Here is a 26,576-nt window from a genome sequence, read left to right on the forward strand (position 1 = left end):
GATGAGCAGCTTTGACACTATTATCGACTGGCAACAGTGCAGTGCGGAACAACATCAGGCGTTGCTGAAACGTCCTGCGCTGGCTTCATCAGGTACCATCTCGCAGACCGTGCGGGATGTGCTGGAACAGGTGCGTGAGCATGGGGATACGGCGCTGCGCAACTTCAGTGCTAAATTTGATAAAGTGAGTCCTGAAACTTTTGCTGTCAGTGAGCAGGAAATCACGGCAGCAGTGGCACGGGTCAGTGATTCACTGAAAGCTGCCATGAAAACGGCGGTCAGTAATATAGAAGCATTCCATCAGGCCCAGGTATTTCCCGGAGTGGATATCGAAACTCAGCCGGGCGTACGCTGCCAGCAGGTCACACGGCCGGTACAGTCTGTCGGGCTTTATATCCCCGGCGGTTCTGCCCCGTTGTTCTCTACAGTACTGATGCTGGCAACTCCGGCACGCATTGCGGGTTGCGGTAAAGTAGTACTCTGCTCACCCCCTCCGATTGCTGATGAAATCCTGTTTGCCGCCAGATTATGTGGTATCAGTGAAGTATTCCAGGTCGGTGGCGCTCAGGCCATCGCTGCCATGGCCTTTGGCTCCGACTCCGTGCCCAAAGTGGATAAAATTTTCGGACCGGGGAACGCCTGGGTCACCGAGGCTAAACGCCAGGTCAGCCAACGGCTGGACGGTGCAGCCATTGATATGCCGGCAGGCCCTTCAGAAGTCCTGGTGATTGCCGACGAGGGTGCGACTCCGGCATTTGTCGCCTCCGATCTGTTGTCTCAGGCGGAACACGGTCCGGACTCCCAGGTCATCCTGCTGACCCCTTCCCGTTCAGTGGCAGAAAAAGTGGCGGAAGAAATCCACCGTCAACTGGCAGAACTGCCACGTGCAGAAACGGCCCGTCAGGCGTTATCCGCCAGCCGGCTGATTGTGGCAAAAGATCTCGCTGAGTGTATTACCATTTCCAACCGCTACGGGCCTGAACATCTGATTATTCAGACCCGTGAACCACGGGAATGGGTAGAGCAAATCACCAGTGCCGGTTCGGTCTTCCTCGGCGACTGGTCGCCGGAATCTGCCGGTGATTATGCGTCCGGGACCAATCACGTACTGCCAACATACGGATATACTTCTACCTACTCCAGTCTTGGACTGGCCGATTTTCAAAAACGCATGACAATCCAGGAGCTGTCACCGTCAGGCTTTGCCGCACTGGCCCCGGCGATCGAAATTCTGGCTGCCGCTGAACGGCTTGATGCCCACAAAAATGCCGTCACGCTTCGTGTGAAAGCCCTGGAGGATAATCTATGAGCAAGTCTGTTGAACAACTGGCCCGTGACAACGTCAAAGCCCTGACCCCTTATCAGTCCGCCAGACGACTGGGGGGTAAAGGGGATGTGTGGCTGAATGCTAACGAGTATCCGGTAGCCGTACCCTTTGAACTGACCCGCCAGACGCTTAACCGTTATCCTGAGTGTCAGCCGACAGAGGTCATTGAACGTTATGCGGCTTACAGTGGCCTGAACAGTGACCAGGTGCTGGTCAGCCGGGGGGCCGATGAAGGCATCGAGCTGCTAATCCGGGCTTTTTGTGAACCGGGCAAAGATAAGATTCTGTTCTGCCCGCCAACTTATGGCATGTACAGTGTCAGTGCCGAAACTATCGGTGTCGAATATCTGACAGTACCCGCTCTGGAAAACTGGCAACCGGATGTCGCGGCCATCGCCGCACAACTGGACGGTGTAAAACTGGTGTATCTGTGTAGCCCGAATAATCCAACCGGCAATCTTGTCGAACCACAGTTGATTCGTGAACTGCTGGACCTGACCGCCGGCAAAGCGCTGGTCGTCGCAGACGAAGCCTATATCGATTTTTGCCCGGAAGCCTCACTGGCCAGCTGGCTGCGTGATTATCCGCAGCTGGTGATTCTGCGTACCCTGTCTAAAGCCTTTGCGCTGGCGGGTTTACGCTGCGGTTTCACCCTGGCTAACCCTGAAGTCATCAGCCTGCTGCTTAAAGTGATTGCGCCTTACCCGCTGTCGGCACCGGTCGCCGATATCGCCGCCCAGGCACTGAGTGAACAAGGTCTGGCATTGATGCGTGAAAATGTTAAAACACTCAATCAGACCCGCGGCTGGTTACAGCAGCAACTGGAACAGTGCCCGCTGGTTGAGCAGGTATATCCCAGCTCGGCAAACTATCTGCTGGTCCGTTTTACCCAAACTACCGTATTCCGTGCCTTGTGGGATCAGGGCATCATTTTACGTGATCAGAGCAAAAACCCCGGCCTGAACGGCTGTTTACGAATTTCTATCGGTACGCGTCAGGAATGCGAAACCCTGATGAATGCCCTGCACTCTTTAAGCGATTCTGCGGAGCAAGCATGAGCCAGAAAACTCTTTTTATTGATCGTGACGGAACACTCATCTCCGAACCCCCTGTCGATTTCCAGGTCGACCGGATGGACAAACTCGCTTTTGAACCCGGGGTTATCCCTGCGCTGCTGCGCCTGCAGGAATCCGGCTACGAGTTGGTGATGATCACCAACCAGGACGGTCTGGGGACCGACAGTTTTCCCCTGGCTGACTTTGAGGGTCCGCACAACCTGATGATGCAGGTATTCAGCTCACAGGGCGTGAACTTCAGCGAAGTCCTGATTTGTCCGCATAAGCCGGAAGATAACTGTGACTGTCGCAAACCTCATACCCGGATGGTAGAACCCTGGCTGGCCGAAGGTGTGCTGGATAAACAGCATAGTTATGTGATTGGTGACCGTCAGACAGATATCACCCTGGCAGAAAATATGGGGATTCAGGGCATTCGTTACGGCGAAGGTGACAACCTGTGGCCACAAATTGCCGACCGGCTGACCCGGCGGGATCGTCATGCGCTGGTACAACGCAATACCAAAGAAACCCAGGTGATGGCCGAGGTGTGGCTGGACCGCGAAGGTGGCAGCAAAATCAGCACCGGTGTAGGTTTCTTTGACCATATGCTGGATCAGATAGCCACCCATGGTGGTTTCCGGATGAACATTGATGTGAAGGGCGATCTGTATATCGATGATCACCACACCGTAGAAGATACCGGGCTGGCGCTGGGCGAAGCACTGCTGAAAGCACTGGGTGACAAACGCGGAATTGGTCGTTTCGGCTTTGTTCTGCCCATGGATGAATGCCAGGCCCGTTGCGCTCTGGATATCTCCGGGCGCCCTTATCTGGTATATAAAGCGGCGTTTACGTTTCAGCGGGTCGGTGATCTGAGTACCGAAATGGTTGAACATTTCTTCCGTTCACTCTCCTACAGTATGGCCTGCACCCTGCACCTGAAAACCAAGGGCCATAACGATCACCACCGTGTAGAAAGCCTGTTTAAAGCTTTTGGCCGTACTCTGCGCCAGGCGATTCAGGTCAACGGCAATACTTTACCGAGTTCAAAAGGGGTACTGTAATGAGTATCGTCATCCTGGACACCGGCTGTGCCAACCTTTCATCGGTAAAGTGGGCGGTAGAGCGCCTGGGCTATCAACCGGTTGTCAGCCGTGAAAAAAATGTGGTTCTGAATGCTGATAAACTGTTTTTACCGGGGGTGGGCACTGCACAGGCAGCGATGGACCAGTTACAGGAGCGGGAACTGGTGGAGCTGATTAAGAACTGTACCCAGCCCGTGCTGGGTATCTGCCTGGGGATGCAATTGCTGGCACGCCACAGCCAGGAAAATAATGGCATTGATACTCTCGGGCTGATAGATGAAGAAGTTTCGCTGATGAAAACCGGCGAATTACCATTACCCCATATGGGCTGGAACCAACTGACTGCCCATGCTGGCCATCCGTTATTCCGCAACATCCCAGCAGACAGCTATTTTTACTTTGTCCACAGCTACGCGATGCCGGTGTTTAGCGGCACTATCGCCCAGTGTGACTATGGCCAGCCATTCTCAGCCGCGGTTCAGCAGGACAACTTTTACGGTGTCCAGTTTCACCCGGAACGCTCCGGCAAAGCCGGTGCACAGTTGATTAAAAATTTCCTGGAGATGTAATGATTATCCCCGCACTTGATTTAATTGAAGGTAAGGTAGTCCGTCTTCACCAGGGCGATTATGCACAACAACGTGATTACGGCAGTGATCCCCTGCCACGTTTACAGGCTTATCAGCAGGAAGGGGCCGAAGTATTGCATCTGGTTGATTTAACCGGGGCTAAAGACCCTGCGGCCCGGCAGATTCCGCTGTTAAAAAAATTACTGGCAGGAGTCAGTGTGCCGGTTCAGGTAGGAGGCGGTATTCGTAGCCGTACCGATGTCGCCTCGCTACTGGAAGCAGGTGCCACACGGGTGGTGGTCGGTTCAACGGCTATCCGCGAGCCTGAGGAGGTGAAACAATGGTTCCGTGAGTTTGGTGCCGATGCTATTGTCCTGGCACTGGATGTCCGTATTGACGAGAACCAACGGAAAGAAGTCGCTATTAGCGGCTGGCAGGAAGCCGGTGGGGTCACCCTGGAGCAGGTGATTGAAGATTATCAGTCGGTCGGACTGAAACATGTGCTTTGTACCGATATTTCACGTGACGGCACTCTGGCCGGATCCAATGTGGCTCTGTATCAGGAAATTACCGCCCGTTACCCACAGATAGACTTCCAGTCTTCCGGAGGCATTGGCTCACTGGCAGATATTGCCGCACTGCGCAACACGGGCGTTCAGGGCGTTATCGTTGGGCGGGCTTTACTGGAAGGTAAATTTACAGTGACGGAGGCTATTTCATGCTGGCAAAACGGATAATACCCTGTCTGGATGTTCGTGACGGGCAGGTAGTTAAAGGCGTGCAATTCCGCAATCACGAAATTATTGGTGATATTGTTCCACTGGCAAAACGCTATGCCGAAGAAGGTGCCGATGAGCTGGTTTTCTACGATATCACCGCCTCCTCTGATGGCCGTGTGGTTGATAAAAGCTGGGTTTCACGGGTTGCCGAAGTTATTGATATCCCCTTCTGTGTCGCCGGAGGCATCAAGACGCCTGAAGATGCTGCCCGCATTCTGACGTTCGGCGCAGATAAAATCTCTGTTAACTCCCCGGCACTGGCCGATCCCGACCTGATCAGCCGCCTGGCCGATCGCTTTGGCGTACAGTGTATTGTGGTAGGGATTGATACCTGGTTTGACGAACAGACCGGTCTGTATCACGTTAACCAGTACACCGGTGACGAATCCCGGACCCGTGTCACCCAGTGGCAAACCGCTGACTGGGTGACCGAAGTTCAAAAACGTGGCGCCGGTGAAATCGTTCTGAATATGATGAATCAGGATGGCGTACGTAATGGCTATGATATACAGCAACTGAAACTGATCCGTGAATGCTGCCATGTGCCGCTGATTGCTTCAGGCGGTGCCGGAACCATGCAGCACTTCCTGGATGCCTTCCGCGATACCAATATTGATGGCGCACTGGCGGCTTCGGTATTCCATAAACAACTGATTAATATCGCAGAGCTCAAAGAATTTTTGCGTACCCATAATGTGGAGATCCGTACGTGTTAAGCGCTGAACAACTGACCCGGCTGGACTGGGAAAAAACCGACGGGATGATCCCTGCGATTATCCAGCATAAAATCTCTGGCGAAGTACTGATGCTGGGGTATATGAATGTTGAAGCTCTGGAAGTCACTCAGCAGACCGGTCATGTGACCTTCTGGTCACGCACCAAAAATCGCCTGTGGACCAAAGGTGAAACTTCCGGGCATTTTTTGCAGGTGGACAGCATTACCGCCGACTGCGATAACGACAGTTTGCTGATCCTGGCGATTCCGGCCGGTCCAACCTGCCATACCGGTACCTCCAGCTGTTTTTCTCCGGCCACCAGTGACTGGGGTTTCCTCTATCAGCTGGAACAACTGCTGGCTTCACGGAAATCTGCCGACCCGGACAGCTCTTATACCGCCAGTCTGTACGCCCGGGGTACCAAGCGTATTGCCCAAAAAGTTGGTGAGGAGGGTGTCGAAACGGCTCTGGCAGCCACAGTGAATGACCGTTTTGAACTGAAAAACGAAGCGTCTGACCTGATTTATCACCTGCTGGTACTGTTACAGGATCAGGATTTGGATTTCAGTACCGTCATCAATAACCTGCGCGAGCGGCATCAGAAGGGATAATCCTGATACCACTCACTCTGCACCCGGTGATCGGGTGCAGTTCTACTATTCACTCTTCTTTGGCGGACTTGCATGCCAGAAAAGTCTGGCCGGTCTGCTTTCCCGCGATGTTCTGTTCTTTTATCTCTCCGGAATACTAATTTTCCGGTACAGCTCGCCAAACAGGTATTCAAAATAGCGTACCCTCCTGCAGAGAGTTGTCAGGGAGAGAACAATGAATTATTACCACAGTCCGGTGTATATTAAGCTGTCCGAATATTTGTTTTATTGCCGTAAAAAATCGGTGAATGTAAATATTGCGCTGGTGATGTTACAGAAGATACGTGAATTCCCGGCCATCTATATCGAAGAGATAGCCCTGCTGGCGAATACCACTCCAGCCAGTGTGACGCGGTTCTGTAAAATCCTGGGGTATTCACGGTTTCAGACATTGAAACAGGATTTGCAGCCCTTTTTCACCCCTTCCCCGGAGTTGTCAGTCTCTTCTGTCGACCCCGCCGCACGGGAAATTGATATGCTGCAGAAAATCCATCAGCATATGCCGCTCGCGCTGTGCCGGGAGATTGCTGTCGCACTCAGAGACAGCCGCCACTTATTGATCCTTTCTACCGACTACAGTTTTATGCCATCAAATCTGTTGCGCGAAGCTCTCGCGAATGACCGCCGCAGGGTCTATCAGTTGCACCGCCAGAGTGACAGCAGCCTGCTGGCAAAATTTATGGCGGTATGCGACACCCTGATTTTGATCGATTTAACCGGACAATGGTTACGCCAACATCCGGAGCTGTTCACTGCATTGTCCGAAAAAATATCGGTTTGTTTTACTGCAAATCCCGGTCCCGCACTGCCTGATGTTTTCAGTTTTGTTATTGATTTGACAATCATCCCCGACTTTTTCAGTTCCAACTACTTTTCCTGCCAGGTAATGACCAGCACGGTGTTCCGTATTATCAACGATGTGGAGCGAATGTCCTGACAAAGCTCACTGCCTGCGACATGAATTTCTCAATATTCATTTTCTAAAACCTGAAAATGAATTCCATTGCCTGCAACAGACCGATGTTCTAGCGTAGCTGCACCGATGAGCTGACATAAGGATAGTCAGATGTCTGTCAATCTGCTGGCCGAACAAATCCTCACTGAACTTGGCGGTGCTGCCAATATACTTCATATAACACATTGTGCGACGCGTTTACGGATCCGGTTAGCCTGTCCGGAAAAATGCGATGATAAGGCGATGCGTAGTATTGACGGAGTACTGGGTACGGTCACCGTGAGCGGGCAGTACCAGGTGATTATTGGTCACCAGGTAAAACCGGTATTTCTGGCACTGCAACAACAGTCCACCTGCCCGGCAAACGATGAGCAGAATGAAAAACCGGTCCCACAAGGGAAAGTCTCTGTATTCGACATTATTTCCGGGAGTTTTCTGCCACTGTTGGGGCTGATGGCTGGCGGTGGTATGCTGAAAGTCATACTGACGTTGGTTGAGAGATTCAGTCCACAGCTTGCTTCAGGGAACACCTGTCAGATACTGGCGGCAATTGCCAATGCACCGTTCTTTTTTTTACCCGCTTTACTGGGATGTTCGCTGGCCAAAAGACTGGGAGCAAATCCTTACATCGGGCTGATGATTGGCGCTGCATTATTGGACCCCTCTCTCAGTACGCTGATCGCTCAGCCCGGCAGTTCCTTCATGGCTATCCCGTTAGTACCGGCAAATTATGCCGCCAGCGTGTTTCCGGTATTTATTGCCATCAGTGCCTTCTACTGGCTCGAAAAACTGTTGTTACGCATCGTACCTCTGTTTTTGCAGTTGGTCGTGGTTCCGTTATGTTCGCTTGTCATTATTATCCCCGCAACACTGCTGATTTTTGGCCCGTTCGGCATTGCTGTCGGCGAACAACTGGCGTCAGGGATAAGTCTGTTACAAACAACCAATGGCCTGTTATGCGGGCTGCTGCTTGGAGCCGGATACACTTTTATCGTCCTGATGGGGCTGCACTGGGGTCTGGTTCCGGTGATTCTGGCAAACCTCGCCCAGGGCGGTGATCCTGTCTATGCCATCGGGGGAATGTCTGCCTTTGCGCAGATGGGTGTCTCAGTGGGTGTACTCTTATGCCGCCCACCGGCAAAATTACGGGTGTTACTCAGCAGTGCCCTGTTACCCGCACTGATCAGCGGTGTTACCGAGCCGATTATCTACGGGGTAATGCTCCCCTACCGCCGCTTGTTCCTTTATGTTGCCATCGCCAGCGCAATCGGCGGTGCCATTAATGGCTATTTCCAGGTTCGAATGGTGGCCTATACCTTTGCCAGTGTGCCTGGCATCCCGGCCTTCAGTCCAATGGGTATCTATCTGGTGGCGGTACTGGTCACCCTGGCCTGTGCGGCACTGATGGTGACCTTGTTCGGTTACCGCAATAAGGACGTCCCCCCCCTTCAGGGAGTTAATACAGATGAATAATTCAAACATTTTCCCACAAGATTTTTTATGGGGTGGCGCAATTGCCGCAAACCAGGCAGAAGGTGCATGGCAGGAAGGTGGGAAAGGTTGGAGTGTTGCAGATATCAACCGTTTTTGTCCTGACAGTCCCTTGCGCTCTCTCTCGAATAAAGAGATGGATACTGCCACTATCCGCGAGTTAATGGCTGATACAGAGAGTATTTTTCCAAAAAGAAACGCCATCAACTTTTATCATCATTACCTGAAAGATTTGCAGCTGATGGCCGATATGGGGCTGAAGACTTTCAGAACCTCTATCAGTTGGGCCAGAGTCTTTCCGCGCGGGGATGAAACGGAACCCAACCCCGAGGCGCTGGCGTGGTATGACCGACTTATTTCAGCCATTTGTGATTGCGGTATGCAACCCATGATTACATTGTCACATTACGAGATGCCATTAACACTGGCACTGGAATACAATGGCTGGTCTGATCGTCGGGTGATTGACTTCTTTGTCCGTTTTGCCACTGTCTGCCTGCAACGCTATCAGTATCAGGTGAAGTACTGGATCCCTGTGAATCAGATAAACCTTATTCGTTATGAGTCATTTAATCATCTGGGTATTCCTGAGGATACCGTCACCGACCTCCGCCAGGCGAAATATCAGGCGGTACATCACGAAATGGTCGCTTCGGCAAAAATCAAACAGTTTGCCACGGCACTGAACCCCGCACTACAGGTAGGTATGATGCTGTATTGCGATTATGCCTATCCAGCCACCACAGATCCGCAAGATGTACTGGCGACTCTGCAACGTAATCAGATGGAGTATTACTTCGCCGATATATTACTGCGGGGCAAATACCCGGGTTATGCTCTGCGTTATTTCTCTGACCGGAATATCGCTATTGAAATCACAGCAGAGGATCAGCAGGCCTTATCGCATACCGCCGATTTCATGTCATTTTCCTACTACTATACGACCATCTCCGATCGTCATATTGGCGCCTCTGAGGTCAAAAATTGCCGGGCCAATCCCTTGCTGGCAGAAAATCCCTGGGGCTGGGCAGTTGATCCTACCGGACTTCGTACGGTATTAAACGAATACTGGGGGCGTTGGCAGAAACCTGTCATGATCACTGAGAATGGGATTGGATGTTTCGATACCATTGAGCAGGGACAGATAAAGGACGATTACCGGATAGCCTTCCTTAAAGCGCACTTACTGGCTGTTCAACAGGCGATTAGAGATGGCGTACCGGTGCTCGGGTACTACCTGTGGTCCCCGATAGATATTGTCAGTTGCTCTTCTTCCCAGATGGAGAAACGCTACGGCCTGATTTATGTGGATTTAGATGACTACGGTAACGGCAGCGGACAACGAATTTGTAAGCAAAGCTATTTCTGGTATCAGCAGGTGATAGCCAGCCATGGCGCAACGTTAAACGAGTCCCCCTGACAGATGCAGATTGTCACAGTGCTGTTGTGTCAGCACTGTGTAAATATGTTAGATTACCCTGACTGGCAGGTTATCAGTCTGCCGGCAGGGCTCACCCCCACCGTGTCATTTGGCTTTTAAAATAAATCAAACTCCCGGCACAGGGAGTGATAAACATTAACATCACCAAAACTATCAGGATTTCACATATTATGACGTTTACCAGAAAGCTTCGTTTGACTGCTTTAACCGCACTGCTGGCCGGTGCACCGTTGCTCAGCCAGGCTGCTCTGACCCAGGTTCGCTTTGCCGTTGACCCGACTTATCCTCCGTTCGAATCTAAAACTAACGACGGTAAGCTGGTTGGCTTCGATATCGATCTGGGCAATGCACTTTGCCAGGCAATGAACGTCAAGTGTGTCTGGGTGACAAACGAATTTGATGGCATGATCCCTGCCCTTAAAGCGCGTAGATTTGATGCGATTTTATCAGATATGGGGGTCACTGAAGAACGCCTGAAACAGATCGACTTTACTGTTCCTGTTTACAATACGCCGGTGATGCTGGTCGCGCGCAAAGGTTCAGGTCTGCTGCCAACCGCGGAGTCTCTGAAAGGTAAATCGGTCGGTGTTGAGCAGGGAACCATTCAGGAACGTTATGCCCGTGCTAAATGGCAGCCCTATGGTGTGAATGTTGTCGCTTACAGCGATCAGTCCCAGGTTGAAAACGACCTGGTCGCCGGACGACTGGATGCAGAATTTACCGACGGTGCTCAGGCAGGTATCGGCTTCCTGAAACAGCCTGCAGGTAAGGACTTTGCCCTGACCGGTCCTGCGGTTCAGGACCCTATCATTGGACCGGGTACCGCTATTGGTCTGCGCAAAGGCGATACCGAGCTGCTTAATGCACTCAACAACGCTTACGCAAAAATTAAAGCCGACGGCACTTTCGACAAACTGCAGAAAAAATACTTCACTACCGATATTTCAGTGAAGTAACCTGCCCTCTGCCGGAAAGGTTGAATCTTTCCGGCATGTTCTCCGGCTCCACTAATCCACAACTTAGCTGCTCACCGGCAAGTTGTGCCTGCAGGACCAGTGCCTATGCAACACAAAAGTTACCCGATACAGGGATCCGCCTTTGGTACTCAACGGCAGATCGACAGCTATGAGTATGGCGATGACCACGATCAGCAAATCTATATTCAGGCAGCGTTACATAGCGATGAACTGCCAGGCGTTGCTGTCGCCTGGTATCTGAAACATGCCCTCAGTACGCTGGAGAACAGCGGGCGGTTACGCGCCAGGATAACGCTGGTCCCCATCGCCAATCCGATCGGTTTTTCACAACAGTTACAAGGTCAGCCACTGGGCCGGTTTGAAAGTCACAGCGGACAGGATTTTAACCGCCAGTTTCCGGCGATCGGTCAGCAACTGTCTAAGCTGGCAGGGCCCAATCTTGGGCCCGATGTCGCAGAAAATAAACGTGTCATTCGTCGCGCCATCGACAATTATTTTGACCAGTATGTTCCTGAAGGTGAGTTACAGTCACAGCGCGCCATCCTGATGCGCATGGCCTGTAAAGCCGATATCATGATTGATATGCACTGCGACTGGGAAGCCGTTTCACATTTGTATACCACCCCGCAGGCCTGGCCACAGATTTCTGTACTGGGGCATTATCTGGGTTGCCGGACCGCTCTGATAGCCGATATATCTGGCGGAGAACCCTTCGATGAAGCCTGTGCTGAACCCTGGTATAACCTGCATCGACAGTTTGCGGATCGCTTTCCACTGCCTGAAGCACTCAAACCGGTCACTCTGGAGTTACGCGGAGCGCGTGATGTCAGCCACGCTCAGGCTCGTAATGATGCGCAGGCGATTATTAACAGCCTGACAGCCTGGGGATATATCTCTGGTGAGGCACCGCCCCTTCCAGCGATACCGGCTCCGCTGGCTGCCCCCCTGGCTGGCTGTGAATATCTGACAGCACCGCATGCCGGAGTCATTATCTATACCCGTGAGCCAGGGGAATGGATCCGCGCCGGTGAAGTGGTTGCCGAGATTCTTGACCCCGTCAGTGACCAGTTGACCCCCCTGTTCGGTCAGCAGGATGGATTACTTTATGCCCGACACTGGGTCAGATACGCTACTCCCGGGCTGCTGGTAGTCAGACTGGCAGGAGGAGAAGCGCTGCGCGAAGGCCCGTTACTGGTTCCCTGAGTATCATCGCGATAAAAAAAGCCTGAAGAAATCTTCAGGCTTTTTTAATGGCAGCCCGGGGGCTGCCGGTGTGGGTCAAATGATTAATCTAACCACTCAGTGTGGAACACGCCATCTTTGTCGATACGCTTGTAAGTGTGCGCACCGAAGTAGTCACGCTGTGCCTGAATCAGGTTGGCAGGCAGCACGGCTGAACGGTAGCTGTCATAGTAAGCAATCGCCGCTGAGAATGTCGGAGTAGGAATACCATTCTGTACCGCGTAAGCCACTACGTCGCGCAGTGCCTGCTGGTATTCATCAGCGATATTTTTAAAGTATGGTGCCAGCAGCAGGTTAGCGATGTCAGCATTTTCTGCATAAGCATCGGTGATTTTCTGCAGGAACTGAGCACGGATAATACAACCCGCACGGAAGATTTTCGCAATCTCACCGTAATGCAGATCCCATTCATACTGTTCTGACGCAGCACGCAGCTGAGAGAAGCCCTGAGCGTAGGAAACAATTTTTCCCAGATACAGTGCACGACGTACTTTCTCAACGAATTCAGCTTTGTCACCCTCAACAGTTTTCGCTTTCGGGCCAGACAGGACTTTAGACGCCGCAACACGCTGAGTTTTCAAAGATGACAGGTAACGGGCAAACACTGACTCGGTGATCAGTGATAATGGTTCACCCAGGTCCAGAGAGCTCTGGCTGGTCCATTTACCGGTACCTTTGTTCGCTGCTTCATCAAGAATCACATCGACCAGGTAATTACCCGCTTCATCTTTCTTAGTGAAGATATCTTTAGTGATGTCAATCAGGTAGCTGTTCAGCTCGCCGGTGTTCCACTCGCTGAAGGTTTCAGCCAGTTGTTCATTGCTCAGGTCTAATGCACCTTTCAGCAGAGAATAAGCTTCAGCAATCAGCTGCATATCGCCATATTCGATACCATTGTGCACCATTTTTACATAGTGACCAGCACCGTTCGGACCAATGTATGCAACGCAAGCTTCACCTTCGGCACGCGCAGCAATTTTATCAAGAATCGGTGCGACCAGCTCATAAGCTTCTTTCTGGCCACCAGGCATGATTGAAGGACCTTTCAGAGCGCCTTCTTCACCGCCGGAAACACCGGTACCAATGAAGTTAAAGCCCTGGTCAGAAAGCTCTTTATTACGACGAATGGTATCTTTATAGAAGGTGTTACCGCCATCAATAAGAATATCGCCTTTATCCAGATGAGGAGTCAGAGAAGCGATAGTCTTATCTGTTGCTTCACCGGCCTGTACCATTAACAGGATACGGCGTGGTTTTTCCAGGGACTCAACAAACTCTTCGACACTGTAGTAAGGTGCCAGTTTTTTGCCCGAATTTTCAGCAATTACTTCATCCGTTTTTTCACGTGAACGGTTAAAAATAGACACAGTATAACCGCGGCTTTCGATATTCAGAGCCAGGTTACGACCCATAACTGCCATACCTACTACGCCGATCTGTTGCTTGGACATTATCTACTCCTGTCAGGGACCTACACTACGCAAGTTAATCATAATTATAATCATTAACAATGAATCTATAGTAACTCTTACTATGAGTAAAGAGGAGGCATAAATGCATTGCTTTTACTGCAGCAGGAAAATTAGCCGGTATCAATCCGACCCGCCTGTCCGATAAACTACTGCGATGATCATCGCGATGGCTGATTTCCTCTGGCTTTAACAACATTAACTACCCAGTGACTCATGATAATCACAGTGTAACGAAAGACGTGACACCAGGCGTAATGCCTGGTGATGGAAACGCACATAACGACAACTTACAGATATGCAACATTCCGGAAACATAGCAAAAGGTAATGGTACTTACCCTAAAAAGCCTGATTTGACCTTTGACTGAGCAACTGCTGATAATGGTCGATATAGTGATCAATCATTTTTGCTGAAGTGAAGCTTTCCGCAAACCATTTGCCGGCATTTTCGCCATAACGACGAGCCGTCTCAGGGTTATCCCATAAGTTCTTCATAGCCTCAGCCAGTGCGTGACTGTCTCCCGGGGCAATCACCAGCCCGGTTTCGTGATGAATATTGATATACGATGTTCCCGTCCCTATTTCACAGGAAATCAACGGACGGCCGAACTGAGCACCTTCCAGCAGGCTAACGCCAAAAGCTTCGGACCGCAGATGCGATGGGAAAACGACTCCGTAACACAGTTCATAAAGAATATTTTTATCTTCATCATTCACCATCCCGGCAAAGCAAATATTACTGGCGTTTGACGACTTCGCTTGTTGCTCGAGGTCTGCTTTCATTGGTCCACCTCCTGCAATCACCACCGGTAACCCGCTGCGGGCAGCAGCTTCGAGCAGAATATTCAGCCCTTTATAGTAGCGAAATGCTCCGACGAATAAAAAAAACCGGCCACCAATTTTCTGTCGCCAATAGTTCCGACGATCGTTGTTTGCCGATATCCGCGCCGGTTTTAATCCAAACGGAATAATGCTGGTTTTATCTTTAAATCGCTGCAAAATCGTACTGGTTGCCAGATAGTTAGGAGATGAAGCAATAATACTGTCCACGCTTTTCAGAAACCGGTCCTGAACAGGTTGATAAAACCATAGTAAAGTCTTTTGCTTGATAATATCAGAATGATAAGTGACCACCGTTTTTGCATCCGGACGACCAGTCAGATGCATAACATCCATAAACGGAAAGGGAAAATGATAATTTATAATGTCGTAATCATTTTTTATCTTGTTGAATTCAGCAAACGCCTGCAAAGAAAACGGGGTGGAGGCAATTTCTAATCTGGTTCTGTTATAAATAACTTTATGGTCATCCCACAATTTCTGACCCGCAGGGGTCTGCTGACTAAAGGTAAAGACATCTGATTCAATACCTCTTTTAACACATCCGTGACACAGCTGATAAATCACCTGTTCAATGCCGCCATAAGAGTCCGGGTAGTATGTTTTGTAAACATGTAAAATTCTCAACTCCCCCCCTCAGATTAACTGGTAAGCAGCGATAGTCTGTTCAGTGCAGCGTTGCCATGAAAAATTTCTGGCCCTGGACAAACCGGCACGGGTTGCCTCTCCCCGCCACTTTGTATCCATAAAACTGCGTTGAATAAGCTGACTTAACATCACGACATCCTTTGGGTGGCTCATCAGAGCAGCATCACCAGCCACTTCAGGTAACGACGTGGTTGAGGAGGTCACCACCGGCGTTCCACAAGACATCGCTTCCAGCACCGGCAACCCAAAACCTTCGTAATGTGAAGGGTAGATAAAAGTAGCCGCGGCAGAATAAAGAAATGGCAAATCCTGTTCCGGAACATAACCTAAATAATGAATCCATCCTTCACGGGTTCCTCTGTCAACCAACGTCCATACCTCAGAATCTTCCCAGCCCCGGTAACCGCTGAAAATCATCGGATACTGTCTACGCAGATCTGCCGGTAAACGTTCATAGGCCTGCAAAATACCTTTGATATTTTTTCGTGGCTCCATCGTGCCGATATACAACCCAAATCGCTGCCAGGGTAGCTGATACTTAGTTAATACCGGCAGGCATTCTGCTTCACTGCGGGGGTAATAATCCTGATTACAGGCCAGTGGTGTCACGATAATTCTGTCCCCCGGATAACCACAGGTTTTAATAATTTCGTCACGCGAGAAATCTGAAACAGTGAGTAATAAACTGGCGGTGTTCAGACTTTCCCTGAGGGACTTTTCCATAAACCTGACCCGATCTTTAGGATGAAACCAGGGACAGGTAAAAATAGAAATATCATGGAAGGTAGCGACACTTCGGCCGATGTTGTGCGGCAGGTAAAAATTCGGGCCATGATAGACAGCATCTTCAGTATTGCGCAACGCCCTGGCCTGTCGTCGGGGATGCAGGAAGCGCCAGGTTTCTATAGCCAGTGGATTACTTCGGGCCCAGGCGACCAACGGCAGGTGTCGCGATGACTTATTATCCTGACCGGGAACAATTTCAGGCAAATCACGGATAAAACATGTGCCGTGAAAATAGCGTATGCTGTCAACTTCGGGGGAATCGCGTAGACGTGTTGCCAGTTCCCAGGCATAACGACCAATGCCTGTCAGCGGGTATTTAATCGATTCGGTAGAGAATATTATTTTCATAAGTTTGATAATCCCTCCCTGGGATGATGCTTTCCTTCTGGCGTTACCGGGAGCTTTTCTGCCGGTGAAGCGGCAGATTTTCAAGCAGAAATTCGGCACTTTGCTTCCATGTCAGCCAGTGCATATTCTCTGATTTGAGATGTTCCCCTTTCTCAAACGCAACCAGCCATTGCTCCAGCACCTGCTTTAATTCCCGGGGGGATTCCCCGGAAAAATAGCAGGCATGGTCGCCGGCGATTTCACGGAAAACCGGAATATCGCGTATGATGACCGGCAGTTTCTTTTGCGCTGCTTCAATTAATGGCAGACCAAATCCTTCGCCGAGTGAAGCGAACAGTAATGCACTGGAGTGATGATAGAGTTCGGAAAGGAACTCATCGCTGATATCATGCAACCAGAAAAGTTGTTTTTCCAGCCGTGGATGGTTACGCATCCGTTCACTTAAATCATCGACATTCCAGCCCTGTTTGCCGACGATAAACAAATTGTAGTCCTTACCTTCGGACCACAGAGCTTCAAATGCCGCCAGTACCTGCGCATGGCCTTTACGTGGTTCCAGCGTCCCGACCATCATAAATGAAGGTTGTTCGGCCATTTTGCTGAGTAGCTCACCGGCATCTGCCGGCATCCCAAGACTGGGTACGCTTGACTCGATATCCGCTCCCAGGTGGAAATGACTGATTTTTAGCAATGGATTTGGCTTAACCCGGAGTTTATTCTCTGAGACCCACAAACGAACATCAGCTGCCACACTGGCCGACACACAGATTAACCGGTCTGCATGGGCGACCAGCGAGGATAACCAGACAGGAAATTCCCGCTGAACCCCCTCAATACTCCACTCAGGCCGTCTGAGCGGAAGAATGTCATGCACCACAAAACAGGCGGCAGCTCCGGCTTTGCGTAACCTGCCGATCTGTGGATTAATTTCCGGGAACAGGTGAGCGGTTAAATCCGTTGCCAGCAAAATATCGCCTTTGGTGAACAGTACCGGGGAATCCTCACCACGGCTTCCGCCAAAATGTGTATCCAGGTAATGGTTAGCATAGCGATAGCATTCTCCCGGCGTGTAATAGACTGCAGTTACGAGATAGTCGTCGACACCCGACCTGAGTAACTCACTCAGGATGCTACGTGATACCCGCTGGATGCCCGTTTTAGCATCATGTTTCACCAACACAGAGATATCCAACAGCAGTTTACGCCGGTGGTTTTTAAAACAGTTACCTGCCACAGCCCAGGCCAGCAGCAGATAGTCGGCTTCTGAAAGTCCTGTCATCTGCTGTAAAGTGTGGAAACGTTGTTCAGCGATAGCCTCAAAAGACAAGGGTTGGTTAACCGGGACCTCAGTCAGCCGCAAAAATCCCTCCAGCGCCCGTCTGGCAGTATTATCCCAGGAAAACTTCGCCGCCTGAGTCACTGCATGTTGCTTCAGCTCTCTGAAAAACGTGTTATCAGTCAGCGCACGTTGCATCACTCGGCAAATCTCTTCCGTATTGCGCGGATCAAACATTGCCTCATTCCAGCCGACCACCTCAGGCAGGCTGGTGACATTGGAACACAGTGTTGCAGCCCCACAACTCATCGCTTCCAGCGGAGGAAGACCGAACCCCTCATGCAACGACGGGAAAACAAACAGAGTGCACAGGTTATAAAAAGCAATCAGATCGTTATCGCTAAGAAAACCTGTGAAGATCAACTGTGAACGCGATAAACCATAGCTTTCTGCCAGTAACATAATCCGCTCAAGATCTTCCGGGCTGACTTTATACGCTAACACCAGGGGATACTGTTGTTGCAGACCTTTGGGTAACTGACTGTAAGCATGGATTAGCGCTTCGACATTCTTACGTGGTTCAATCATAGCCAGGGTCAGAATATATTTTTCCGGCAGTCCGAATTTATTTTTCAGTTCGGCAACATCGGACTCTGAATAGCGATTAACGGTGAATTCCTCGCCCACCGCTGAAGAGATATTAACGATCTTCTCTCGCGGAATAGTGGTATATTCCAAAATTTCGTTGGCTGCGGATTCTGAAATGGCAAAGATAGCGTCAGAGCGTTGATAAGCCTCCAGCTTGCCCATGTAGAATTCCCGGAAATTCGGATCGCCCAGATAGCGTTCTTTATTCAGCAGCGGGATCAGATCATGACAGACGCAGACCGTTTTCCAGGGCACTGCATCGCCGGGCACCGAAACTGTATAGTTATCACCATGCCCTTCAAAGAAACTGATGACGTAGACAATATCCGGGGAGATATTCGCTATCGCAATGTCCCTTGCTGCTTCGGCTGCCTGCACGCGGGGATGATTATCAATGTTGCAGTAGTCCGTGGGCGTCGCCGCAGAAAAAACAAACATCTCTTCTTCAGGCAAAATATCCTGATATGCCAGTTTAACACTGATGATACTGTCAACCGGATACATACCATTAATCAGGATGCTGACCCGGTGTTCACCGGCATTTTTAATAATGGCACGACTCATTGCCAGAGTACTACGGCCGATACCCCGGGATTTACTTTCCGACTGATATCCCTGTACGTCGATCAAAATATGCAAGGCCATCCCCTTATTTTCTTTTTGTTAACCTGTGAAAAAGATCATTAACTTCCGATGGCAACAAATCAGGGTTTGCTATCTGCTTTTCTGTTTCCGACTGGCTTTGCGATTCCGCCTGGATGTTTGCCTGATGCAACGGACTCATCCGCTGGTAAAGTTTGAAGGCTTTATGGTACAAACCGGTCTTATACAACAGTTTTACCACCTGCTGTTTAAGTGCCGGATGGCGTCTGAAAAAACAGATTGCCAGACTCAGTACTCTTTTCGCCAGATGCTTACAACGCTGTTTTACACCGTATTGCTTAAGCAAAATCACCTGTAATCCTGCATAGCGATAAGGGCGGGTCAGTTTCCAGGAGCGACTGCGATGAATCTTCTCTATTTCCTGCTGTAACTGTTGATTCTCCTGCTGATACCGGTTCAGCTCACGGCGACTTTGCTCAAGCTGCAATAGCAACTCTGCCACATCTGCTGGCACTTCAGTGTGTACCGGTTCAGCAGCGAGTTCTGCCGCGTGTTCCACTGCCAGAGTCTGTTCCGCCAACTGCTTATGTTGCAGTGCTAAATCATCAAATGCCGCTTCGAGGCGGATTAAGCGCAGATTTGGATCTTCTGCACCCGGTTCATGTTCTGCTCTCTGCTCAGTTAACTGACGGACCCTGGTCTGCATTTCCAGCAGTACCGTTTCCTGGGCGGTGCCCCATAACTCAGTGGCCGTCAGGCTGCGGTCCGGTTCCGGTAAGCTGTCTCTGTTGTCAAATAGTTGTTTCAGCAGATGATAAGACCATTGATCCACCGGATGTTGCCAGAAAGCATACAACCAGCCGGACCAGGGGGAATTTAACCGGAAAGGGTGCGAGGGTGCTGAACGCCAGAATCCGAGAAAATTGCCGTTCAGACCAAAAATTTCGTTCACAAATATAAAAAATGACAGAAACAAATTGTCCGGCCAGCTGCAGTCCCTGCGAACAGAACTTATTGAGCCAAAATCGATGAGTCTGGCCTGACTATTTTCATCGACCAGGATATTCCAGGTTCTGATATCATCATGATACAGATGCTCTTTTTCCAGATTAACCAGTTGTTCCAGTATATCCGACAGCAGCTTCCCGGCATCTACTGGTTGTCCGTCGGCCAGCAGGTCACTGAGCAGTCGGCCAGGTAATTTTTCCATGACCAGCCAGCTAATGTCGCTGTCACTCCCGTTGGCCAGCAATTCTGGTACCGGAAATCCTGCAGGTGGCTTAGAAAGAAAAGCGGCTTCGTCCGCAATCTCTTTACTGTTGCGCTCACGTTCATCAACCGTTAACTCTACTTCTACCGGGCCATGAGCAAATAATTTGCAGATAAAATCGTCACCATAATAATAGCGGCGACTTTTTTTATGAGCCAGGCCCGCACCGCGGTAGGGCTGATCAGTCCAGTCACCGAATTTCCGGCAGAAACCTGGCAGCATTATCCAATGGTTACTGACCAGATACATCGGACGATAAATATCAGAGAGATGGGTGTTGAAACTCCCCGTCTGATAATAAAAAGCACAGTTATTGATCAGTTCCCGGGGATCCGTTGGCTGAGAAACGCCCCAGTATAGCGGTTCCTGTTGCAGCGCCAGTTCAAGAATGACAATCTGCGTGCAATCTGCCAGATGGGATAACCATGCTTTGACCTGTTCAGCGCCGTGGAGATGAACAATATGATGGAAGACACTTAAACCTATGACCAGATCATACTGATCTTTTTCCAGACAGCTGACGACATCTTCAACTCTGCCGTTCTCAAAAGAGATATCAAACGCTGGATTTTCTTCAGCCAGCGCCTGACAGGCATCGATATTTTGCTGTTGAAAATCGATTCCTTTTACCGTCGCGCCGTAGCCTGCCAGGCTGAGGCTGAAAAAACCCTGGGCACAACCTAAATCCAAAACCCGTAAGGGTCTGCCTAAGGCTTCCGACAACTGATCATAGTACTGCTTTATAAGTAACAACCGCTGATTACAGTCGCGGGCCGCATCAGAATTCCATTGCGGATGTCCAAAAATAGTCTGATAAATTTCGGGAAGTTCAGATACCAATTGTTCAATTTTTTTCTTCATAGTTGTGGATCATCTCTGGTTCATTGGTAACTTTTAAAGCCGGATTTAAGATCGACCACCCCCCAAAAATCCATGTTTTTTGCAACATGTAAAATGACGGAGTCATAGCGACGGTCAAGTGGCGTGAGCTCTGTCTCGGGTCTGCCGGCGGAGATACCAAATGACAGCAGATAGTCACCACTGTTTAGATTCATCGGGAAACTGAACTGAAAGACTCTGACATCCCCGCGTGATACCACTATATTTTCCCTGCCTTCAGACGACAGAAAAGAGTTAGTACCATAAAGGAATAACCCTTCCAGCGTTTTCAGCAGGATGCCGGGCACGACAGAATCGAAGTCGTACTCAAACAACACCTTTATCTGAAAATCGACTTGCTCATTACTGGTCAGGGAAGAAGGATAATTTTGTTGCTGGCTGACAATATTAAAATCAATAATTTTCGCACCGCCCTGCCCCCACCGATATTCTTCCGGTCGATAGCCAGGCCGGGTGTGATAAATATCCCGGGTGTCTGACAAGGAGAGTACAGCGTCAGTTTCGCCAGGGGAATGCTGTGAAGGCACCGGTAACGTATCATTTTTACCAAATAATTCATCCAGATAATGGTTGGTGACATCGCGCGCTGCCCCATCCAGATGGATATTACCGTTTTTAAGGAAAATAACGCGGTCACAATGCTTGACGATATCACCGGCACTGTGTGAAACCAGCAACAGCGTGGTTCCCTGCTGTTTAAACTGTGCAATCCTGGCATAGCATTTGGCCTGAAACCGGGAATCACCTACAGACAAAGCTTCATCAACAATCAGGATATCCGGACGTGACGCTGTAGCCACTGCAAATGCCAGACGCATTTGCATCCCACTGGAATAGATGCGTACCGGTTGTTCAATATAATCACCAATATCCGCAAAAGATTCGATCCCGGGCATCAGTCGGTCAATCTCTTCACGACTCAGCCCCATCATCAGACCAGACATATGAACGTTCTGACGGCCAGTAAAATCCGGATGAAAGCCCATGCCGAGTTCAAGAAGCGCAGCAACCCGGCCATCGGTTTCTATCGAACCTCGGGTCGGCTGGGTGGTCCCCGTAAGGAGTTTCAGTAAGGTACTCTTGCCGGCCCCGTTGACCCCCACCACTCCCACTGACTCTCCGGGCTGAATGGTAAAACTGATATTATTCAGTACCCATTTCTTCTCATGCCGGGCTTTGCTGCCGGGCAACAATTTTTCCAGCACACGGTTCCATTTCGAGGAATAATATTTGTATGCCTTGCCGACATTCTGAACTCTGATACTCATCATCAAATCTCGTCCACGATATCGGCAGAATGCTTTTTAAACAGGCGCCATGCAAAGAAAAACAAAACCAGTGCGATCAGCGTAACAGGTAACAATGACATCCAGTCCGGCTGCTGGTGATAGAGCATGATTTTCTGACAGGCACCGATAATAGTTGCCATCGGATTCCAGACCAGCAAGTGGGTAACCCATTCCGGAAGAGTCTTAGCAATATAGACGATAGGGGTAAACCAGAACCAGAATTGCAGCAGGATATTGATAAATTGCCCAACATCGCGCACAAAAACATTCAATACCCCGAGAATAATCCCCAGCCCCACCGTGAAAATTGTCTGAATTAACAATACAGGGATGATAGTGAGGTAGACCATTCCGGGAAAGTTTTTAGTCACAATCAGGAACAAAGTAAACAGGCCGAAAATAATCATGAAATTGATAAAGGCCGAGATGGTAATAATGATCGGCAGGCAAATTCTCGGAAAACTGAGTTTCTTCAGGATATTGGCATTCGTCAGAAACAGATTAACCAGATTATTGAGCGTTTCTGTAAACAGCCCCCATGTCAGAACTCCGGAACAGAGGTAGATACTATAGGCAAATGGAGTGTCCATTCCTGACAATCTGGCCCGCATCAACTCTGAAAAAATCAGTGTATAAACCGAAATCATGGCGACTGGCTGAAGAATCAGCCAGGCTGCTCCCAGGAAACTGGTCTGATAACGGGACTGAAAATCTCGTTTAACGCTGTCAATAATAAAGCCGCGATAGCGATATATTGCCGCCAGCATTGTATTCAAAAGTGATCCTCTCTCAACAACTTCAGTAACTCCGATGTTTTTATTTTCATTAACTCTGGATCAGATTTAGATTCGACATTCAGTCTGACTACCGGTTCGGTATTAGAACTGCGTAAATTAAATCGCCACTCTGGATATTCAACACTTATACCGTCGATATAATCTACCCGCACAGCATCCGCAGAATAGTGCTCCAGAACCCGGCTGATCGCAGCCTGTGCATTGGTCAGAGTGCTGTTTATCTCACCTGAAGAAGGAAACGCCTGCTGACGCTCACCGACTAACTGATGAATCGATTTATTCTCAATATTCAGCAATTCTGTCACCAGCAACCAGGGAATCATTCCACTGTCACAATAAGCAAAATCACGAAAGTAATGATGAGCACTCATTTCCCCGCCATAGACTGCATTTTCATCACGCATGGCTTGTTTGATATACGCATGTCCGGTCTTAGACATTACCGGTATCCCACCACTTTCACGCACGATGTCCAGCGTATTCCACGTCAAACGCGGATCATGGATAATTTTTGCACCTGGTGATTTTTTAAGAAATGACGCTGCGAGTAACCCCACGATATAGTAGCCTTCAATAAACTCACCCTGTTCATCAAAAATAAAGCAGCGATCGAAATCTCCGTCAAACGCAATCCCTAAATCCGCGTGATGATTTCTCACCGCTTCAGCAGTATCCTGACGATACTCTGGCAACAAAGGATTAGGGATGCCATGAGGAAAAGTGCCGTCCGGTGGATGGTGTACTTTAATAATTTTGATAGGTAACTGCGCTGCCTGAAACCGTTTTTCGATATCATCAATAACATGACCGGCAGAGCCATTACCTGAATTAATGACCAGTGTCAGTGGCCGTGAAAAGTTTTTCAGGTCGACATAACTGAGTAAATGATCGGTGTATTGCTTTGAAACAGAAATTTTCTGATAAAATCCCCGCTGAGATTCGTCTGTGGGTGGGAACTGATTAAGTTCTGCGATTTTGCGGATGTCGTTCAGTCCGTTATCTCCACTGATCGGACAAGCCCCCTGACCAACCAGCTTCATCCCATTGTAATTTATAGGATTATGGCTGGCTGTAATCTGAATTCCGCCCTCTACCCCGAGATGAAAAGTGGCAAAATAGACCTCTTCTGTTCCACTTAAACCAATATCGAAGACATGGGTCCCCGCATCACGCAAACCCTTAACCAATGCCTGCTTGAGGGTTTCGCTGCTGAGCCGGTTATCACCCCCCACCACCACGGACTCAGGTCGCAGAAACTGAGCGTATGCCCTGCCAATCCTGTAGACAATATCCTCATTAAGCTGTTCACCCAGAACACCACGGATATCGTAGGTTTTAAAACACGGTAATGACTCTGTCATGAGGGACATCCTTTTCCTCGGTAAATTGCTATTTAATTTTGATTAAATCATCGTCACCCAGGTAGGAGCCTGACTGAATCTCCAGTAATTCGACCGGGATTTTCCCGGGGTTTTCCAGGGTATGCTCATGCCCAATGGGAATAAAGGTTGACTGGTTTTCAGTCAGGAGCAGGGTTCGGTCTTGTATCGTAACTTTTGCCGTTCCTGATAAAATGACCCAGTGTTCAGTACGATGAAAATGCATCTGTAAGTCAAATCGCTCACCGGGTTTAATGGTAATTCGGTTAACATTGAACCGCGGAGTATTGACGACAAGGTCACAACGACCCCAGGGCCAGTACGTTTCCCTATGCCGGCGATACTCGCTCCGACACTCCTGCTTAAGGTACTCAACAACCCGTTTGACATCCTGAACCTGATCTTTGTGCGCGACCAACACGGCATCTTTGGTGTTCACAATAACCAGGTTATCAACGCCAATGGCTGCAACCAGTTGGTCTTCACTATTGATATAACAATTGTGGGTGTGATACAAAAAGGTATCACCCTTCAGAGCGTTACCTGACGAATCTTTATTATTAACTTCCCATAATGCCGCCCACGAGCCAACATCACTCCAGCCAGCATCCAACGGGACAACTACCGCTGAATCTGTTTTTTCCATGACCGCATAATCTATCGATTCGTCAGGACAGTCGGTAAACTCATGTTCGTCAATGCTGATAAAATTATCTCTGACAGAACTCCCTGCTATGGCTTTACGACAGGCATCCAAAATATCTGGTCGGAATTTTTCAAGCTCCTGGAGATAACGGCTGGCCCTGAACATAAACATGCCGCTGTTCCAGTAATAATCTCCTGAGCTCAGATACTGCTGCGCGGTAGCGAGATCGGGTTTCTCAACAAATCGTTGTACAGTGAACGGGGCATCAGGGTTATCACAAATTCTTCCGCCCCGGTGGATGTAGCCATAGCCAGTTTCAGGACCTGTAGGCACAATGCCGAAAGTCACCAGTTGACCGTTCTGCGCATATGAAGTAGCTGAAACAATCGCCTGATGAAAAACGCTGGTATCTTCGATGACGTGATCAGCGGCAAGTACCAGTAAAACAGGATCTTCATTGCGGGTGATAACATCCAGAGCCGCCAGAGCAATTGCCGGAGCAGTATTCCGTCCTACGGGTTCAAGGATGATATTATGTGAGAATATTTTCATCTGGCATAACTGCTCTGCAACCAGAAAACGGTGTTCCTCACTACAGATGATCAGAGGGTCAAGATTATCAGTCCCTGAGAGTCGTTGCAGCGTCTCCTGTAACATCGAAGATTCGCCATGCAAACTTAAAAATTGTTTAGGATACAACTCTCGCGACAGAGGCCATAAACGGCTTCCGGTACCCCCTGCCATTATTACGGGAAGCAACATTTGTGAGACCTCTTTATTATTGTCAGGCACCAGCCCGCATTTAACCACCATGAATCTGTCACACAACCGCCTTGAGTATTCTCTGCCAGATTCGGACTCTTTAATTTCAAAAAATGTTAAGGTTTATTTAAGATATCAGACAGATAAACTTGTCAGTAAATTATAAGGCTAGCATCTGAGATGGAAATATTCTTAATTTTCAGCCCGGAGATTGATATATATCAAAATGATATCAAAGAAAGCCCCAGGGCTCTACGAGTAGGATAAAAAACAAATACCCCTTTAACAACAATGAATAATCATTGATTTAAGCAAGATCACAAACTCTTTCACTCAGGCGCTTGGGTAATATTCATAATTATTGGGAGGACCAGATTTTAAAGGTGTGAAAAATAGATTTTTTTCCAAAATTTCGCACCTCAGAAATCGACTAAAATATCATCGCCATTTCTGAAACAAAAGCCTCATAGGATAGCCATGAAAATCACATAAACCTTTTACTTCTTAAATATAATCACCATGACGAACGTCTTGGTTATTTAATTAATTTCATTTATGCACTACCGGATAGCACAGTGAGAAATGAATCATCATCAAAAAGCATGACTCATTATTTTTATTAT

At 49.2% G+C, this 26,576-nt stretch carries 21 protein-coding genes; 12 read left to right on the plus strand and 9 right to left on the minus strand.

Features of this window, described 5'->3' with window-relative positions:
• Position 1: 1 nt before the first annotated feature.
• The 12 genes from hisD to B3Z23_RS05425 all read left to right on the plus strand — a co-directional run bounded on the left by hisD (position 2) and on the right by B3Z23_RS05425 (position 12,251).
• Complete coding sequence (hisD, locus tag B3Z23_RS05370) at positions 2–1,309, plus strand: histidinol dehydrogenase (protein ID WP_294902726.1); 1,308 nt, start codon at positions 2–4, stop codon at positions 1,307–1,309.
• Positions 1,306–2,385 (plus strand): histidinol-phosphate transaminase, encoded by a 1,080-nt coding sequence (gene hisC / locus B3Z23_RS05375; RefSeq protein ID WP_294902728.1) that lies wholly within the window; start codon positions 1,306–1,308, stop codon positions 2,383–2,385. Before hisD ends, hisC begins: the two co-directional genes overlap by 4 nt.
• The gene (gene hisB / locus B3Z23_RS05380) at positions 2,382–3,449 is read left to right on the plus strand and encodes a bifunctional histidinol-phosphatase/imidazoleglycerol-phosphate dehydratase HisB (RefSeq protein ID WP_294902730.1); all 1,068 of its coding nucleotides are present in this window, start codon (positions 2,382–2,384) and stop codon (positions 3,447–3,449) included. The genes hisC and hisB overlap by 4 nt, the downstream gene beginning before the upstream one ends.
• Positions 3,449–4,039: an imidazole glycerol phosphate synthase subunit HisH gene (gene hisH, locus B3Z23_RS05385; protein ID WP_294902732.1), complete on the plus strand. Its 591-nt coding sequence runs from the start codon at positions 3,449–3,451 to the stop codon at positions 4,037–4,039. The genes hisB and hisH overlap by 1 nt, the downstream gene beginning before the upstream one ends.
• A complete protein-coding gene (gene hisA / locus B3Z23_RS05390) occupies positions 4,039–4,776 on the plus strand; it encodes a 1-(5-phosphoribosyl)-5-[(5-phosphoribosylamino)methylideneamino]imidazole-4-carboxamide isomerase (RefSeq protein WP_294902734.1) in 738 nt (245 codons plus the stop codon). Before hisH ends, hisA begins: the two co-directional genes overlap by 1 nt.
• Positions 4,758–5,534, plus strand: a complete 777-nt coding sequence (gene hisF / locus B3Z23_RS05395; protein WP_294902736.1) for an imidazole glycerol phosphate synthase subunit HisF — start codon at positions 4,758–4,760, stop codon at positions 5,532–5,534. Before hisA ends, hisF begins: the two co-directional genes overlap by 19 nt.
• Positions 5,528–6,145, plus strand: a complete 618-nt coding sequence (gene hisIE / locus B3Z23_RS05400; RefSeq protein WP_294902738.1) for a bifunctional phosphoribosyl-AMP cyclohydrolase/phosphoribosyl-ATP diphosphatase HisIE — start codon at positions 5,528–5,530, stop codon at positions 6,143–6,145. Before hisF ends, hisIE begins: the two co-directional genes overlap by 7 nt.
• A 214-nt stretch (positions 6,146–6,359) precedes the next feature.
• Positions 6,360–7,121 (plus strand): MurR/RpiR family transcriptional regulator, encoded by a 762-nt coding sequence (locus tag B3Z23_RS05405; RefSeq protein ID WP_294902740.1) that lies wholly within the window; start codon positions 6,360–6,362, stop codon positions 7,119–7,121.
• A 129-nt stretch (positions 7,122–7,250) separates the two neighbouring features.
• Positions 7,251–8,612: a PTS transporter subunit EIIC gene (locus tag B3Z23_RS05410; protein WP_294902742.1), complete on the plus strand. Its 1,362-nt coding sequence runs from the start codon at positions 7,251–7,253 to the stop codon at positions 8,610–8,612.
• Positions 8,605–10,050, plus strand: a complete 1,446-nt coding sequence (locus B3Z23_RS05415; RefSeq protein WP_294902744.1) for a glycoside hydrolase family 1 protein — start codon at positions 8,605–8,607, stop codon at positions 10,048–10,050. The genes B3Z23_RS05410 and B3Z23_RS05415 overlap by 8 nt, the downstream gene beginning before the upstream one ends.
• A 191-nt stretch (positions 10,051–10,241) precedes the next feature.
• Complete coding sequence (locus B3Z23_RS05420; RefSeq protein ID WP_414716462.1) at positions 10,242–11,027, plus strand: ABC transporter substrate-binding protein; 786 nt, start codon at positions 10,242–10,244, stop codon at positions 11,025–11,027.
• 105 nt (positions 11,028–11,132) lie between these two features.
• Positions 11,133–12,251, plus strand: a complete 1,119-nt coding sequence (locus B3Z23_RS05425) for a M14 family zinc carboxypeptidase (protein WP_294902746.1) — start codon at positions 11,133–11,135, stop codon at positions 12,249–12,251.
• 83 nt (positions 12,252–12,334) lie between these two features.
• On the opposite strand, the gene gndA is transcribed toward B3Z23_RS05425, so the two are convergent.
• The 9 genes from gndA to B3Z23_RS05470 all read right to left on the minus strand — a co-directional run bounded on the left by gndA (position 12,335) and on the right by B3Z23_RS05470 (position 25,953).
• Positions 12,335–13,741, minus strand: a complete 1,407-nt coding sequence (gndA, locus tag B3Z23_RS05430) for an NADP-dependent phosphogluconate dehydrogenase (RefSeq protein WP_294902748.1) — start codon at positions 13,739–13,741, stop codon at positions 12,335–12,337.
• 359 nt (positions 13,742–14,100) lie between these two features.
• Positions 14,101–15,228, minus strand: a complete 1,128-nt coding sequence (locus B3Z23_RS05435) for a glycosyltransferase family 4 protein (protein WP_294902750.1) — start codon at positions 15,226–15,228, stop codon at positions 14,101–14,103.
• 9 nt (positions 15,229–15,237) lie between these two features.
• Entirely contained in the window at positions 15,238–16,383 is a 1,146-nt protein-coding gene (locus tag B3Z23_RS05440; protein WP_294902752.1) for a glycosyltransferase family 4 protein, read from the minus strand.
• 43 nt (positions 16,384–16,426) lie between these two features.
• Positions 16,427–18,946, minus strand: coding sequence for a glycosyltransferase family 4 protein (locus B3Z23_RS05445; protein ID WP_294902754.1), 2,520 nt, complete (start codon positions 18,944–18,946; stop codon positions 16,427–16,429).
• A gap of 10 nt (positions 18,947–18,956) precedes the next feature.
• Positions 18,957–21,041 (minus strand): methyltransferase domain-containing protein, encoded by a 2,085-nt coding sequence (locus B3Z23_RS05450; RefSeq protein ID WP_294902756.1) that lies wholly within the window; start codon positions 21,039–21,041, stop codon positions 18,957–18,959.
• A 20-nt stretch (positions 21,042–21,061) separates the two neighbouring features.
• A complete protein-coding gene (locus B3Z23_RS05455) occupies positions 21,062–22,348 on the minus strand; it encodes an ABC transporter ATP-binding protein (protein WP_294902853.1) in 1,287 nt (428 codons plus the stop codon).
• A gap of 2 nt (positions 22,349–22,350) precedes the next feature.
• Positions 22,351–23,136, minus strand: a complete 786-nt coding sequence (locus tag B3Z23_RS05460) for an ABC transporter permease (RefSeq protein WP_294902855.1) — start codon at positions 23,134–23,136, stop codon at positions 22,351–22,353.
• A gap of 5 nt (positions 23,137–23,141) precedes the next feature.
• Positions 23,142–24,527 (minus strand): phosphomannomutase CpsG, encoded by a 1,386-nt coding sequence (locus tag B3Z23_RS05465; RefSeq protein WP_294902758.1) that lies wholly within the window; start codon positions 24,525–24,527, stop codon positions 23,142–23,144.
• 28 nt (positions 24,528–24,555) lie between these two features.
• Complete coding sequence (locus B3Z23_RS05470) at positions 24,556–25,953, minus strand: mannose-1-phosphate guanylyltransferase/mannose-6-phosphate isomerase (protein WP_294902760.1); 1,398 nt, start codon at positions 25,951–25,953, stop codon at positions 24,556–24,558.
• Between the last annotated feature and the right edge of the window lie 623 nt (positions 25,954–26,576).

This window comes from Tatumella sp. UBA2305 (assembly GCF_002345795.1).
GTDB classification, from domain to species: Bacteria; Pseudomonadota; Gammaproteobacteria; order Enterobacterales; family Enterobacteriaceae; genus Tatumella; species Tatumella morbirosei.